Raw genomic sequence first — 13,578 nt, 5'->3', positions numbered from 1 at the left:
CCTCACCGGTGGCACGTCGAACAGGTCGTCAGACTCTGAATCTTGTATTCCTGCACCAGCTTGCGGCCGACTTCGAGCTGATCCCCCTCGGGCTCGTACCCCATCGTGAAGACGGCCTCACGCGGACGCACGAACTTCTCGGGATTGCGGTGACAGTCGAGACACCACTCCATCTGCAACGAGCTCTTCTGCTGGATGCCCGGCATCTTGTCGATGCGGCCATGGCAGGTCTCGCAGCCCATGCCCTTCTTCACGTGGATCGAGTGATTGAAGTAGACGAAGTCGGGCAGGTCGTGGACCCTGGTCCACACCAGCGACTCGCCCGTCTTCCAGCTCGCCCGCACGGGCTCCAGATACGGGCTCTGCGCCCAGATCTGGCTGTGACAGTTCATGCACGTCTTGGTCGGCGGAATGTTCGCCGAGGCGGCCTGCTCGACCGACGTGTGACAGTACCGGCAGTCGATGCCCATGCCGCCGGCGTGATGCAGGTGGCTGAACTGCACGGGCTGATCGACGTTCGAATTGGCGCCGGTCACATAGTCGGATCGCATCGACATCCCGATGATCGAGGCCACCAGCCCACCAAAGAGCAGGACCCCAACCAGGGAGAAGCGGACGATCGCGTTGGCGCTGCGCGGGAAGATCTGGCTCATGGTTCAGGAAGCGACACACCTCACGCCGGACGCGCGAGGCGGCGCGTATTCTGTCACAGAATCAGCGGAATCGGACGCCACACACGCCCGATTTGGCCAGTTCCGCAGGAAATCCCGCGCGTTCCGGCCCCATCGACTGCACAAGGATAGGTGTAGACACCTCGACCCGGGTGACGCAACGCCCCCAGGTCGCGGGTGCGCCGGCCGCCAGCCTGCGCACGCTCCCGATAATGTGAAAAGTTTCACAAGCTGTCAACGCCAAACTGAACCGCCCTTCAGACAGGGACACCCTCCGCGGCGTCTCCCTCACCGTCCCGCCGACACGGCCTCGGTGAACACCCGCCAGAACGGCATCAGCGGGCGACACCGCGCCACCAACCACGCCGCGCAGTCGGGCGTGAACAGCTCGGGGGGATGCGCGGGCAGCGTCCATCCACCCCAGCCCCCGGTGTACCGCACCGCCTGCGCCACATCGCCCTCGAGCGCCCGGAACTCCAGTGGCGGACGCGCGAGCTGCCTCATCGACCACTCGACGCCGGGCCCTGCGGCCTCCATCGCGCCGAGGAACCGGGCGGCATGGTCGCCTTCGACCAGCCACCGCCGGAACGCCGGCAGCTGCTCGCGTGGCACCTCGGGCAGCCCGACGCCGAGTTCGACCCCCTTGCCGTTGATCTGCAGGTAGAACGAGGGCTGTGCCATGCGCACCCCCTCGGCCCACCACAGCATCGCCAGGTGTGTCTTGTACGGCGGGGCGTCTGGCCGGAACCGCCGATCACGGGCGATCCGGAAGATCGACCCGTTGACCCGCGGATCCGCCACCACCCGGCATCCCTCGGCATGCAGCGCCTCGCCGACCGCCACCACGCACTGCCTGGCAGGCGTGAGCAACGCCGCCTCGTACCGGGCGCGGTTGGCCTCGAGCCACGTCTCGGTGTTGTTGCGCGCCAGCGCGCGCAGGAAGGTGACGGTGTCCTTCGGGAACCCCGAGAATGGCGACAACGGCCGAGAGGGTAGGGCCCTACCCATCTTCTTGGCCGTCATGCGAGGGCGCCCCCACAGCTGGACCCGGCGCCGGCCGTGCACCCGAAGCAGTGCGCGCGCGTGGCGATGCGCCGGGCGAGGAACCGCGTCGGCTCGAAGTCGGCGATGTGTGCCCCGCCCGCGTCGTCGGCGCCGAGACCAATCGCGTAGTTGAAGTCGCAGTCGTAGAGCCGACCATCCCACGCCACGTGCAACTGGTGCCGACACATCAGCGCGTCCACCGTCGCCGGGTTGAAGGCCGCCGCCAGCGTGTCCACGTAAGGCGCGAGCCGCCCGTCACGGTCGATGTCGCGGGCAAAGCGTCCGATCGGCATGTTCGTGATCGTGAGCAGGCGCGTGAACGTCAGGCCCCAGTCGTCGGCGAGACGCCGCCGGTAGTCCGCCTCGAGCGCCGCCTGCGGTCCGGGCAGCCCCGTCCCGCCCGGGTTGTAGACGAGGTCGAGTCGCAACGCCGGCCGCTGCCCGTACCCGACCTCGTTGAGTCGGCGAAGCGCCTCGATCGACCCCTCGAACGTGCCGCGCCCGCGCTGGGCATCGACATTCGCCTGGGTGTAGCAGGGCAGGCTCGCCACCAGGTGTACCCCGCGCGCAGCGAACCAGCCCGGCAGGTCCTCATGGCCCTCGTCGAGCAGGATGGTCAGGTTCGTCCGCACCATCACCTGCGCCCCGAGGGCCAGGCTCTCGTCGACAAACCACCGGAAGTCCGGGTGCATCTCGGGCGCGCCCCCGGTGATGTCGACGACCCCGGCGCCGCTCGACCGCACGGCCGCCAGCACCGACAGCAGCGTCTCGCGCGTCATCGCTTCGGTGCGCTTCGGGCCGCTCTCGACATGGCAGTGCAGGCACGCCAGGTTGCAGGCCAGGCCGATGTTCACCTGGACGGTCGCGATGGAGGCCGGCAGCAGCGGGCCTCCGGTGGCGTCGACGATGGCCTCGTGGAACGTGGGCATCTGGAGTTTCAAGGGTACCCGAGCACGATGAGTCGTTGGGCGTTCGGACATCACTGACCGTCGACCTGAAGGTCGACGGCTACATCTGACGGAGCGTGGACATACCGCCGTCGACGCCGATGACCTGGCCCGTGATCCACGAGTGCGACGGGTGCAGCAGATGCTCCAGCATCGCCGCCACATCGTCGGGCTCGCCGATGCGGCCGATCGGGTGCAGGGCCAGCGAGGTCTTCAGGGCCGCCTCGCTGCCGGTGATTCTCGCCGCCAGGGGCGTCCGCACGAGGCCCGGGGCCACCGCGTTCACCCTGACCCCACGGCTCGCGTAGGTCGCGGCGGCCGCGCGCACCAGGCCTTCGAGGCCCGCCTTGGCCGCGGCGATGGCCTCGTGGTTCGGCAGGCCGACGGCGGCGGCCGAGGTGGAGACGAGCGCGATGCTGACCGGGGCCCGATGCTTCGCCACCACCGCCCGCATCAGCCGGAACGCCGAGGTGAGATTCAGCTGCAGCGTCCGCTCCCACTCCTCGTCGCTCGTCAGGTGCAGCGGCTTGAGCACGATCGAACCGACGCAGTGGGCAACGCCGTCGATGCGCCCATGGCGCTCGAGCACGCCCGCGACCAGCGCGTCCACGGCCGGGGTCATCGTGACGTCGGTCGGCACGGCTTCGGCGCCGACCTCGTCGGCCCACGCCTGCAGTCGGGCCGCGTCCCGCGCCGCCACGACGACGTGACAGCCCTGCGTGCGCAGACGCCGCACCAGCGCCTGGCCGATGCCCCCACTCCCCCCGGTCACCAGCATCACCGGCACCGAGCCGTCCGCATTCACCATGGTCACAGTGGGGTAGGACGCGCAGGAGGGACGGGAGGATCGGGGCTCAGGGCTCAGGGCTCGGGGCTCACAACTCACGGCTCACGGCTCACGGCTGAAGGGGGAAGGGCGAAGGAGGAAGGAGGAAGGAGGAAGAGAGGGGAAGAGGGGCAGGGAAGGGAAAGGGCAGGGAGGGCCCGGGTAGACTGGTGGGGTGAGTTACTTCAGCGACGAAGAGATGAAAGCCCTGACCGAGCGGCTGGCCGGCATGACGAACCCCGTGCGGCTCGTCCTGTTCCTGCAGACGTTCGGCTGCGACACGTGCGCCACGACCAAGCGCATCCTCGAGGATCTGCCTCGGGCCAATCCGCTGATCACGGTGGACGAGAAGAACATGGTCCTCGACACCGAGGACGTCGACCGCTACGGCATCGTGGCGGCGCCCGGTGTGGCGATCATCGGCGACCGCGATCGCGGCCTGCGCAGCTACGGCGCACCGGACGGCTACGAGTTGCTGTCACTGCTCGAGGGCATCCTGCTGGCCTCCTCCGGGGACTCGGGCCTGTCGGAGGAAGCACGCGCGCTCGTGGCCACGCTGACCGAGCCGCGCGCGCTGCAGATCTTCTCGACACCCACGTGACCGCACTGTCCCCGGGCGGTCCGCCTGGGATGGCAGCTCGCTCTCGAGAGCGATCTGATCACGACGGCCGCGATCTCCGCGGTCGAGTATCCGGAACTCGTCCGGCGCTTCCGCGTCTCGGGTGTCCCCAAGACGGTCATCAACGAAAGCGCCGACATCCTCGGCGCGGTGCCCGAGGCCCAGTTCGTCGAGACCGTGGTGAACGGATAGGCTCAGGTCTCAGGACTTGAGCCCTGAGCCCTGAGTCTCCTAGTGCACCGGCCGTACGTTGACGATGCCGTCGTAGACCGGCATGCGGTCGGGGCCCGCCTCGCGCGAGACCTGCTCGAAGAGCGCCTCGAGCTCTCGTCGCCGGGCCGCGTGCGCCGGGTCGGCGATCAGGTTGCGCAACTCGTGGGGATCCTGCTGCAGGTCGTAGAGCTCCGCGGTGAACCGATCGGGTGATCCGTCCCCGTGCGGATAGCGAATCAGCTTCCACCGATCCGTGCGCACGCCGCGCACGTTGGGCGTGTAGGGAAACTGCTTTTCGTAGTTGTACTCGTAGAGAAACGCGGTCCGCCAGTCGGCGGCACCGCCAGACAGCAGCGGCACGAACGAACGGCCCGACACGTCGGCCAGCGGCGGCGCCCCGCCGATCGCGACGAGGCTCGGCGCGAGATCGTGGCTGAGCACCATCTGGGGCACCGCCGTCCCGGCCTTCACCAGACGCGGGTACCGCACCAGCAGCGGCACCCTGATGCTCGCCTCGTACATCGTCCGCTTGTCGACCCGACCGTGTTCGCCCAGCACGAAGCCGTTGTCGCTGGTGAAGACGATGACGGTGTCGTCGAGCTGCCCTGAGGCGCGCAAGGCCTCGTAGACGCGGCCCACGCTTTCGTCCACCGACAGCAGCGTCGCCAGATAGGTCCGCACGAAGGTGTCGTGCTGCTTCAGGTCGTAGAGTGGCCCCTTCGCGCCGTGCCACGTGTCGAGGCTCTGCTCGAGCCAGGCCGGTTTGCCATCGGCGGCGCGGTAGCTGTCGTAGTTGAGCGGGGTGCGCACGGGGGCGCCGTCGAACGCGCGCGCGAAGCGCGGCTCGGGCTGGATCGGCCCGCCGTGAGGCGCCTTCTGCCCGAGCACCAGCATCCATGGCTTCGCGTGCGCGCGGCCGATCCACTGCACGGCGTGATCGGTGACGACGGTGGTGTAGTAGCCATCGAGGCGTCGCCGGGTGCCATCGATGTTGAACTCGTTGTCGAAGTAGTTCCCCTGCCCGCGGTGACTCATCCAGTGATCGAAGCCGGGACGCTGGGCGTCGTTGTCTTCGCCCATGTGCCACTTGCCGATGTAGGCGGTCTCGTAACCGGCCTGCTGCAGGCGACGCGGATAGCTCGGCAGGTCGTCGGGATACTCGGTGAAGTTGTTCAGCACCTGGTGGCGGCGCGCGTAGCGGCCACTCAGGAACGACGCACGGCTCGGTGAGCACAGCGACGTCGTGACGAAGGCGTTGCTGAAACGGGCGCCCTCGGCCGCGAGGCGATCGAGATTGGGCGTGCGGAGCCACGGGAACAGCGCGCCCTCGCCCTGCTCGCGCTGCACGACGCCAAGGGCATCCCAGCGCTGGTCGTCGGTGAGGATGACCAGGATGTTGGGACGGCGCGCCGCCGGGTCGACAGGCTGGGCGCGTGGGACGTCCGTGACCGTGACGACCCCGACCAGCAGCCACAGCAGGACCAGCGACCGACGCGCGATCATTTCAGGCTCCTCAGGAACAGCACCACCGACTCCACCTGCGCATCCGACAGCACGCCGGCGAAGCTGGGCATGCCACTGCCACCCCGATCGAAGCCGACGACGATCGCCGCGGAGGGTTCGCGGAGGGACTGACGGATGTAGGCCTCGTCGGCGATGACGGGCGTGGTCCGTCCCGTGATTGGGCGGGATGCCCCGAAGATGCCGGCCAACGTCGGGCCGAGCTTGATGGCGGCCCCGCGCTCGGTCGCGTGACACGCCAGGCAGCCGTACTTCACGAAGATGTCGCGGCCCTCCTCCAGCGTCGGCGCCGCAGTCACGGTCGGCGGGGCCTGGGCCTCGCGTCGCGTCAGATCGATCACCGCATCGCCGAAGCCTTCGGCGCGCGGGTTGAACGTCGTCAGCGTGTAGGGCGTCGTGTAGGCCTCGCCCGTGACGGCGCGCCCATCACGCGCCCGGATCGCCCAGGCCACCTTCAACTGCATCACCGGCTTCATGTCTGGCATCGTGACGAAGACGGCGCGCGCGTCGGCCGACACGTACGCCCGGCCCGGCACGAGCGTGTCGACGCCGGCGGTGCCGTCGGCCTTGTAGCGCGGCGACCCGTACTTCGGCGTCCGCAGATAGCCCCAGGTCGATGCCGAGTAGCTGGCCACGTCCGAGGCCGCCTTCGGATCGAGGGCGACGTCGAAGCGCAGCAGCACCCCCTCGCGCATCGGCGTGACCTGCCGCGGCACCGTGACCGGCGCGCCGGTGTAGCGCACACGACCGAGTCCCGCCAGCCGTGTCGCCGTCGTGCCCCAGCCGATGATCTGGAAGCCCGCGATGTAGAGCTGCCCGTCGTCCGGATTGACCGCGCCGTTGAGCGGCGGGTAGTCGAACGCGGTGGTGAGACTGACAACGGCGGCCTGCGGCACCGGGCGGTCGAGATCGAGCAGCACGCGGAACAGCTCGGGCCGGTTGTAGCCGATGTGCACGAGACCGTTGTCGATCGGGCCCATCCGCGAGTCCAGCATCCACACCTGCGACATGGCCGAGGCGTTGACGTCGTGCGGAATCCACGTCAGTGGCGCCGCGATTGGCGCCGGATAGGACTCCTTGGGCAGGATGTCGCTGAGGAACCCGTAGAACTGACGGTCGCGCACGATGTGCAGCGGGGTACTCGGGATGTAGTGCCCCTGCTGGTCGCTCGCCGTGACCAGTCCGGACTGCGGGTGCACGGCCAGTTGCGGCTGGCGCAGGCCGTAGCCCAGCACCGTCGACGATCGGCCGTCGGCGGAGAGACGGAGCACGCTGCCGTTGTGCTTGCCAATGGTGGTCGCTTCCTGGCCCCCCTTGGCGATGACGAACTCGCCGCCGGGACCAAGGCGAATCGTGCTGGGGAACTCGCGCGTATCGGCCGTCTGCGCGAACGCGTTGGAGAACAGCTCGTGCCTGTCGGCCTCGCCGTCGCCGTCGGTGTCGCGCAGGCGCCACACGCCATTGCGGTCGAAGACGTGGATCTGCTCGTCGCGGATCGCCAGCGTCAGGGGCTCGTGCAGCCCCGACGCGAAGCGACGCCACTGCACGAGACCTCCCAGCGAGGCGAGTCCTCGCACCAGCCACACATCGCCGTCGAGTGTCACGCACGCGCCGGTGCCATCGGCGAGGAACTGGATGTCACTCACCCGCACCGCACGCTTCCACGGGTTCTCCACCGGCAACGGCACGTCGTCGACGACATAGGCGTCGGTGGACGTCGAGGGCGCGATGGTGGTGGTGACCACCTGCGGCCAGCGTGGTGCTGGCGGTGTCGACGGCAGGGTGCGCAGCGCGATGGGTGGCGCCGCGCCCGTGAACGTGGCCACGGCGAAGCGACGGGCCGCGGCGTGTGCCGGGATGCGGACCACCTGGACACCGGCGGCACCGTCGCGTCCGGCAAGGCGCTCGAGCACGGGCCGCTGCGCCCCGGCCGCCGCGAGACTGACCTCTGCGCCCGGCGCAGGCACACCCAGCAGCAGCCATGTCGTCTGCGTGGTCGCGCCGATCTCGAACCGCCGGATGACGACATCGGGACGGCCGGTGGCGCCCGTGATCCACTCCTGCACCGGGCTGCCCGCGACCTCGTACTCGAGGACGGCCCCCTCGCGCGTCAACCGGACGGCCGTAAAGCGCCCGACATCGGCGGCCACCGGCCCGCGTCCGACTTCTTCCACTGAAGGCGCCGGTGCGCGCGGGTCCTCGAGGACGGGGCGCTCGCCCACCTGCCAGCCCGGGTAGAGGCCGTTGGCAATCAGCACGCGACCGTCCGGTTCGGGCAGGGCCTTCTGCCCTGCCGGGGTCTTCCGGTTCGGCTGGTGATAGGAGCCCGGCGCGAGGGCCGTGGGCGTCACGCCCTTGCCCGTCCAGGCGGCGGCGACGCGCAGGAGATCGGTGTCGAAGGCCACCCAGTGGCCCTCACCCGCAGGCAGCACGAGGGTGCGGGGCGAGAGGTTGTTGCCGGGGAAGGATGCTCCCGCACCGCGCGCGTCGAGCACCGACGAGAAGAAGGGTGCGTCGTCTTCGAGCCACGGCCCCCAGTCGGGGCGCGGGACGGCCGGCGCCTGTGGTGTCTGGACGCGAGCCGCGAGGCCGGCAGCGAGGCTCAACAGCGCGCAGACGAGGGTCGCCGTCATCGCACGGCGTGGATACATCGAGATCGGCACGGTCGCTGATCGTACCGCGACATGGAGCGCCGCTCGCACGGTCGCACGTGCGGCACAATGCGTTGATGGTGCACCCGGATACGTGCCTGACGGTCCTCGACGGCGGCCTCGCCACCGAACTCGAGGCCCGCGGCTTCGACCTTGCGGATGCCCTCTGGTCGGCCCGGCTGCTCGCCGATGCTCCCGACGCCATCGAGGCCGTGCACCTCGCCTACTTCGAGGCCGGCGCCGACTTCGCCACGACCGCCAGCTACCAGGCGAGTGGCGCCGGCTTCGCCGCACACGGCTACTCGCTCGAGGACGCCGATGCCCTCCTGCAGCGTTCCGTGGCGTTGGCACGCTCGGCGCGCGACCGATTCCACGCCCGCCAGCCGGAGTCCGGCCGGGCCCTGCGTGTCGCCGCCTCCATCGGGCCGTATGGCGCCACCCTCCACGACGGGTCGGAGTATCGCGGTGATTACGGGCTGGAGGAAGACGCGCTGGCCGCGTTTCACCGTCCGCGCCTGGCCACGCTTCTGGGCGCCGCACCGGACCTGCTCGCCTGCGAGACGATCCCCTCCCTGCTCGAGGCTCGGGCCATCGTCCGCGTGTTGCACGAGCACCCGTCCGCCCGGGCGTGGGTCACCTTCACCTGTCGCGACGGCGCGCACACGTCCGCCGGTGACGCGATCGCGGACTGTGCGCGGTTCCTCGACGCGGAGCCACAGGTGGAGGCGCTCGGGATCAACTGCGTGGACCCGGTCCTCGTGACCTCCCTCGTGCACGCCATCGGCCTGGCGACGGCCAAGCCGATCGTCGTGTACCCGAATTCCGGCGAGGTGTGGAACGCCCATGCCCACTGTTGGGAGGGCACCGCCACCCGCTTCACCACGTGGGTGGAGGAGTGGATCGACGCCGGAGCGTCGTGGCTCGGGGGATGCTGCCGCACCACCCCCGCGGACATCCGCCGGGTCCGCGAGATCGTCGACGGGCGCACGACCATGGCGGCACCCCGGAAGGCATAGGCCGATCGCGGCCCTCTACACTCGCTCGAGGTCCACGCGATCGCCGGGCACCAGCGGCGTCACGGCCAGCGTCCCGGCACCGAACTCGAGCACGGTCCGCGCCCGACGCGTCCCCGAGACGAGGCGCCACGCGGGGAGGTCCGGGAAGACGCGGAGCACCACGCCGTCGGCATCGAGGAACACCACGTCGATCGGCATCCGCATGAACCAGGTGTGAATGGACCAGGCGGGGGCGAGCAGCAGGCCATCGCCCACAGGGAGATGACGGTGGCCGAGGAGGCCGACCATCCGCGTCCAGGGCGTACGCGCCTCGACGACCGTGCCAACGAGGCGACCCTGCGGTCCGACGACGCGGCGTCTGGGTGCCGAGGCAGACACCTACTGCCCGACGACCAGCGTGCTCGCGACCGTCTCGCAGGCGCGGCCATGCTTGACGGCGGTCGCGCGCGTCGCCGCGCACGTCAGCCGGTACAGCGACGCGCCGTTGACGATGCTGTACTGCGTCACGTCGAGGTCACCGGTCAGCCCGCTGGCACCGTAGCGGATCACGATCACCTTGTGGCCCCCGAGCTCACTGAGCGCGCTGCTGACGACGCGGGCGTGGGGCGCGCGCTGCGTGAGCTGCTCGAGCTCGATCTCCTTGAACGTGTCGTCGATCTCGTCGGGCTCGAGGGCCACGCGCAGCACCTGGAAGTCGAGGGCGAGACTGGCCTCGCCCTTCTTCTCCATCAGGAGCGCGATGTTGCCGCCCGTGGCCGGCACCGCGACCCAGTCCTTCCTGGGGTAGCTGAAGGCGACGTTGTAGACGAGGCTCTTGTAGGGCTGCGTGTCCTTGGCCGGCAGGGGTTGCGCCGGGGCGACGCCAGGCATGATCGCGGCCGCCGCGATGCCGCATGCGGCGATGCGGCGGAGGAACGGACGCCTCGACGAGGCGTCCCTCCCAGTGGCGTTCCGGTTCCCGATTGCCGGTTCCCGATTCCCGTTCGTGCAGTTCACGCTTTCTCTCCCACGTCCACGACGAGGACGCTGACATTGTCACGAGTACCGGCGTCGATGGCCTGTGTCATCAACCGCGTGGCGACCTCGTGCGGGGCGCCGACGTATGCCTCGGGATCGATCTCCTCGAGTCCCACCACGCCGTGCAGTCCATCGCTGCAGAGCAGCAGCCGGATGCGCGCCGGCGCCGGCATCTCGGCCATCGACGGCGTGACCTCGCTCTCGGCACCGAGGGCGCGCGTCAGGGCGCGCCGCGACCCGATCCGTTCGCCCGCCGCATCGAGCTGGTCGACGGTGGCCGCATCGTCTTCCGTGAGGAGGCGGGACGGCCCCGGATCGAGCCGGTAGATGCGACTGTCTCCCACGTGCGCAAAGGAGACGATGTTGCCGGCCACGAGCACGGCGGCGACGGTGGTCGCCATGCCCTGCAGCGCCGGGTCCGATTGCGCGGCCAGATGCACCCGCTGGTTGGCGAGCACGACAGCCGTGCGCAGGCGATTCGAGGTCGCCGAGAAGCGCGGGTCCCACCCGAGCGGCCACGTGTCGTCGTCGGCATCGGTGGCCGAGCGGGCGATGTAGCCGGCCAGGGTCTCGAGGGCCAGCTGCGCGGCGACCTCGCCGGCGTTGTGGCCGCCGACGCCGTCGAAGACCGCGTAGATGCCGAGACGGTCGTCACACAGCACGCGGTCTTCGTTGACCTCGCGCACGGGGCCGCGGTCGGTGGCACTGCCGCCAAGGGTCACGATGGCACTGGCTCGCATTCAGGCAGGAACGGCGACGGGCATGTCGACGGCGACCGTGTGCTCGAGCACCTCGGCCAGGGATGTTTCGCCGGCCAGGACCTTCGAGAGCGCGGCCTCGCGCAGCGTGCGCATGCCGTCCCGATAGGCCTGGGACCGGATTTCCGAGACCGAGGCGCGGCGCATGACGAGGTCCTCGATGGCCGCGGAGATCTTCAGCACTTCGAAGATGCCCGTGCGGCCGCGATAGCCGGCGCCGCCGCAGGCCGGGCAGCCGTGCGGCTCGCGGATGGTGACGCGACCGTGGTGATGGAGCCGCTCGTAGGACGCGGTCAGCGGATGAGTGCGCACGTCGATCTCCTGCGGCACCGCGCACTCGCGGCACAGGCGACGGACGAGTCGCTGCGCCACGACCAGTCGCAGCGACGAGGCGACGATGAACGATTCGAGACCCATGTTCAGCAATCGCAGCACGGCGCCGGCCGCGTCGTTGGTGTGCAGGCTGGACAGCACCATGTGGCCGGTGAGGGCCGCCTTCAGGGCGATGTCGGCGGTCTCGGCGTCACGCACCTCGCCGACCATGATGACGTCGGGATCTTGCCGCAGGAAGCTGCGCAGCACCATCGCGTAGGTGAGTTCTTCCGCGTCGCACTGCACCTGGGTGACGCCGAGGATGCGCGACTCGACCGGATCCTCCGCCGTCAGGATGCACTCGTCCTCGGTGTTGAGCCGGTCGAGGAGGGCGTAGAGCGTCGAGCTCTTGCCGCTGCCCGTGGGACCGGTGACCAGCAACAGGCCGTTGGGCAGATCGGACGCTTCCTCGAGCAGGGCCTTCGTCTCGGGATCGACCCCGAGGTCGCCGAGATCGCGGCGCTGCCGCGCGCGATCCAGCACGCGCATCACGACCTTCTCGCCGGAGATGGACGGCACCAGCGAGAAGCGCAAGTCGACGGGACGCCCCCACACCAGGTCGTAGCCGATGCGGGCGTCGATGGGCGCACTGGCGGCGGTCAGCGGCACGTCGGCCATGGCCTTGAGACGCGCGGAGACCGGCAGGATGACCGACGGCGGCAGGTCGTGCAGCACGCGCAGGGCGCCATCGACGCGCGCGCGGACGCGCAGGCGGCCTTCCGACGGCTCGACGTGGATGTCGCTGGCGCCGGCCTCGACCGAGCGGGCGATCATCTGGTGGACGAGCCGGATGATCACCGGTTCGCGCGCCAGCAGCTCCAGCCCCTGGGCGCCCTGGCCCAGGGTGTCGCGGGTGCGATTGGCGAACGACGCGGCACCGTCGACGTACTGCGTGAACGGCACACCGATCGCCTGCTGATACGCGGCCTCCGCGCTGGCCAGCGACGCCTCGCCGGTGTGGCGCAGCGACTGCCCCTGCAAGGCTGCCGCGTAGTGCTTCGTGAGGGCGGCGGTCACCGCCGGCTCGGTGGCCAGCAGCGGCACGACCTGACACCCGGAGAGCGACTCGAGGCTGCGCCGATAGCGGGCGTCGGTCGGATTGAGCAGGCAGACGTGGAGGCGATTGACCTCCATCTGCGCCGGGAAGGCCATCATCGCCAGCCAGACCTGCGCCGGGATCAGCGTGTTGACGCGCTCGAGGAAGTCCGGGTAGACCGTCATCAGCGACGGATCGACCGTCTTGATGCCCGTGATCTCCTCGAGCAGCATGCGGACGACCTTGTCGGTCGCGAGATTGAGCGCCAGCACGGCGCCGGCCAGCGTGCCGCCGCGCGACTGCTGGTAGACCTTCGCCGTGTCCACGCGCGAGCTGTCGAGCGCCTTCGAGGACACCAGCAGCTCGCCGAGCCGGGCATCGAGCTCGGCGTCGGTCACTCGCCGCCCCCCTTCAGGGCCGCCAGGCGTTCCCGGGCCGAGGCCTTTCGCCCGTCGCTCTCGGGCAGCCAGTCGACGGCACGCTGGTACCAGCCGATGGCCTCCGTCGGCCTGTTGCGCGCATCGAACTGCCGCGCCTTGCGATACGCGTCGTCGCCGGCGGCCGTCATCTTGGTGCGGGCGGCCGCGGCCTGATCGCCAGCCCCGGCCCGCTCGTAGGCCGCGATGGCCCGTGCCCAGTCGCCGTTGGCCTCGAGGGCCTGGGCGTCGGTGAGCGCCTGCGCGCGCGCGGCGGCCTGACCGTCTCGGGCCTGCTGGAGCAACGCGGCCGCATCGCGGAAGGCGGGCTGCTGCGAAAGCACGGCCTGGAACGCACGCTCGGCCTCGGCGAAGCGGTTGGCGCCGAGAGCGCGGCGCCCCTCCTCGTACCGGGCGACGACCGTCGGGTTGTCCTTCGGAACCGCCGGCGCGGTCCGCTTCGGGCGCGCT

General features: G+C 70.0%; 12 protein-coding genes and 2 pseudogenes. 3 read left to right on the top strand and 11 right to left on the bottom strand.

The features are described from left to right. Nucleotides 1-2: 2 nt before the first annotated feature. The 4 genes from Q0C41_RS02010 to Q0C41_RS01995 form a co-directional block, all read right to left on the bottom strand. Nucleotides 3-653 (bottom strand): cytochrome c3 family protein, encoded by a 651-nt coding sequence (locus Q0C41_RS02010; protein WP_291980773.1) that lies wholly within the window; start codon nt 651-653, stop codon nt 3-5. 306 nt (nt 654-959) lie between these two features. Next, nucleotides 960-1,694, bottom strand: coding sequence for a DUF2461 family protein (locus tag Q0C41_RS02005; RefSeq protein ID WP_291980772.1), 735 nt, complete (start codon nt 1,692-1,694; stop codon nt 960-962). Next, the gene (arsS, locus tag Q0C41_RS02000; RefSeq protein WP_291980771.1) at nt 1,691-2,644 is read right to left on the bottom strand and encodes an arsenosugar biosynthesis radical SAM (seleno)protein ArsS; all 954 of its coding nucleotides are present in this window, start codon (nt 2,642-2,644) and stop codon (nt 1,691-1,693) included. Before arsS ends, Q0C41_RS02005 begins: the two co-directional genes overlap by 4 nt. Before the next feature lie 79 nt (nt 2,645-2,723). Next, complete coding sequence (locus tag Q0C41_RS01995; protein ID WP_291980770.1) at nt 2,724-3,470, bottom strand: SDR family NAD(P)-dependent oxidoreductase; 747 nt, start codon at nt 3,468-3,470, stop codon at nt 2,724-2,726. 193 nt (nt 3,471-3,663) lie between these two features. Between Q0C41_RS01995 and Q0C41_RS01990 the strand changes: the two genes are divergently transcribed. Beyond that, complete coding sequence (locus tag Q0C41_RS01990; RefSeq protein ID WP_291980769.1) at nt 3,664-4,089, top strand: hypothetical protein; 426 nt, start codon at nt 3,664-3,666, stop codon at nt 4,087-4,089. Nucleotides 4,090-4,101: 12 nt separating this feature from the next. Beyond that, nucleotides 4,102-4,299 (top strand): annotated as a pseudogene (locus Q0C41_RS31315) (thioredoxin family protein); the annotation flags it as partial. Nucleotides 4,300-4,338: 39 nt separating this feature from the next. On the opposite strand, the gene Q0C41_RS01985 reads toward Q0C41_RS31315, so the two are convergent. Together Q0C41_RS01985 and Q0C41_RS01980 are read right to left on the bottom strand one after the other, a co-directional pair. Then, complete coding sequence (locus tag Q0C41_RS01985) at nt 4,339-5,823, bottom strand: sulfatase (RefSeq protein WP_291980768.1); 1,485 nt, start codon at nt 5,821-5,823, stop codon at nt 4,339-4,341. Continuing rightward, nucleotides 5,820-8,504 carry a DUF6797 domain-containing protein gene (locus Q0C41_RS01980; protein ID WP_291980767.1) on the bottom strand — a complete coding sequence of 895 codons (2,685 nt, stop codon included), beginning with the start codon at nt 8,502-8,504 and terminating at the stop codon, nt 5,820-5,822. Before Q0C41_RS01980 ends, Q0C41_RS01985 begins: the two co-directional genes overlap by 4 nt. Before the next feature lie 65 nt (nt 8,505-8,569). On the opposite strand from Q0C41_RS01980, the gene mmuM reads away from it, so the two are divergent. Then, nucleotides 8,570-9,508, top strand: a complete 939-nt coding sequence (gene mmuM / locus Q0C41_RS01975; protein ID WP_291980766.1) for a homocysteine S-methyltransferase — start codon at nt 8,570-8,572, stop codon at nt 9,506-9,508. Nucleotides 9,509-9,523: 15 nt separating this feature from the next. On the opposite strand, the gene Q0C41_RS01970 is transcribed toward mmuM, so the two are convergent. The 5 genes and pseudogenes from Q0C41_RS01970 to Q0C41_RS01950 all read right to left on the bottom strand — a co-directional run. After that, the gene (locus Q0C41_RS01970) at nt 9,524-9,886 is read right to left on the bottom strand and encodes a DUF192 domain-containing protein (protein WP_291980765.1); all 363 of its coding nucleotides are present in this window, start codon (nt 9,884-9,886) and stop codon (nt 9,524-9,526) included. Continuing rightward, nucleotides 9,887-10,378 carry a hypothetical protein gene (locus tag Q0C41_RS01965; protein ID WP_291980764.1) on the bottom strand — a complete coding sequence of 164 codons (492 nt, stop codon included), beginning with the start codon at nt 10,376-10,378 and terminating at the stop codon, nt 9,887-9,889. Between the two features lie 122 nt (nt 10,379-10,500). Continuing rightward, on the bottom strand, nt 10,501-11,265 hold the full coding sequence (locus Q0C41_RS01960) for a protein phosphatase 2C domain-containing protein (RefSeq protein WP_291980763.1): 765 nt from the start codon (nt 11,263-11,265) through the stop codon (nt 10,501-10,503). Then, on the bottom strand, nt 11,266-13,089 hold the full coding sequence (locus tag Q0C41_RS01955; RefSeq protein ID WP_291980762.1) for a GspE/PulE family protein: 1,824 nt from the start codon (nt 13,087-13,089) through the stop codon (nt 11,266-11,268). It lies immediately after the preceding gene. Then, nucleotides 13,086-13,578 (bottom strand): annotated as a pseudogene (locus tag Q0C41_RS01950) (hypothetical protein); the annotation flags it as partial. The pseudogene Q0C41_RS01950 and the gene Q0C41_RS01955, both read right to left, overlap by 4 nt.

The sequence above is a fragment of the Luteitalea sp. genome (assembly GCF_022842525.1).
Lineage (GTDB): Bacteria > Acidobacteriota > Vicinamibacteria > Vicinamibacterales > Vicinamibacteraceae > Luteitalea.
This window is presented reverse-complemented; position numbering and strand designations above follow the sequence as displayed.

What these genes read in the sequence shown, in the direction of transcription:
- Q0C41_RS02010 (WP_291980773.1), bottom strand. Translation starts at nt 653, where the DNA reads ATGAGCCAGATCTTCCCGCGCAGCGCCAACGCGATCGTCCGCTTCTCC.
- Q0C41_RS02005 (WP_291980772.1), bottom strand. Translation starts at nt 1,694, where the DNA reads ATGACGGCCAAGAAGATGGGTAGGGCCCTACCCTCTCGGCCGTTGTCG.
- arsS (WP_291980771.1), bottom strand. Translation starts at nt 2,644, where the DNA reads ATGCCCACGTTCCACGAGGCCATCGTCGACGCCACCGGAGGCCCGCTG.
- Q0C41_RS01995 (WP_291980770.1), bottom strand. Translation starts at nt 3,470, where the DNA reads ATGGTGAATGCGGACGGCTCGGTGCCGGTGATGCTGGTGACCGGGGGG.
- Q0C41_RS01985 (WP_291980768.1), bottom strand. Translation starts at nt 5,823, where the DNA reads ATGATCGCGCGTCGGTCGCTGGTCCTGCTGTGGCTGCTGGTCGGGGTC.
- mmuM (WP_291980766.1), top strand. Translation starts at nt 8,570, where the DNA reads ATGGTGCACCCGGATACGTGCCTGACGGTCCTCGACGGCGGCCTCGCC.
- Q0C41_RS01965 (WP_291980764.1), bottom strand. Translation starts at nt 10,378, where the DNA reads ATGCCTGGCGTCGCCCCGGCGCAACCCCTGCCGGCCAAGGACACGCAG.
- Q0C41_RS01960 (WP_291980763.1), bottom strand. Translation starts at nt 11,265, where the DNA reads ATGCGAGCCAGTGCCATCGTGACCCTTGGCGGCAGTGCCACCGACCGC.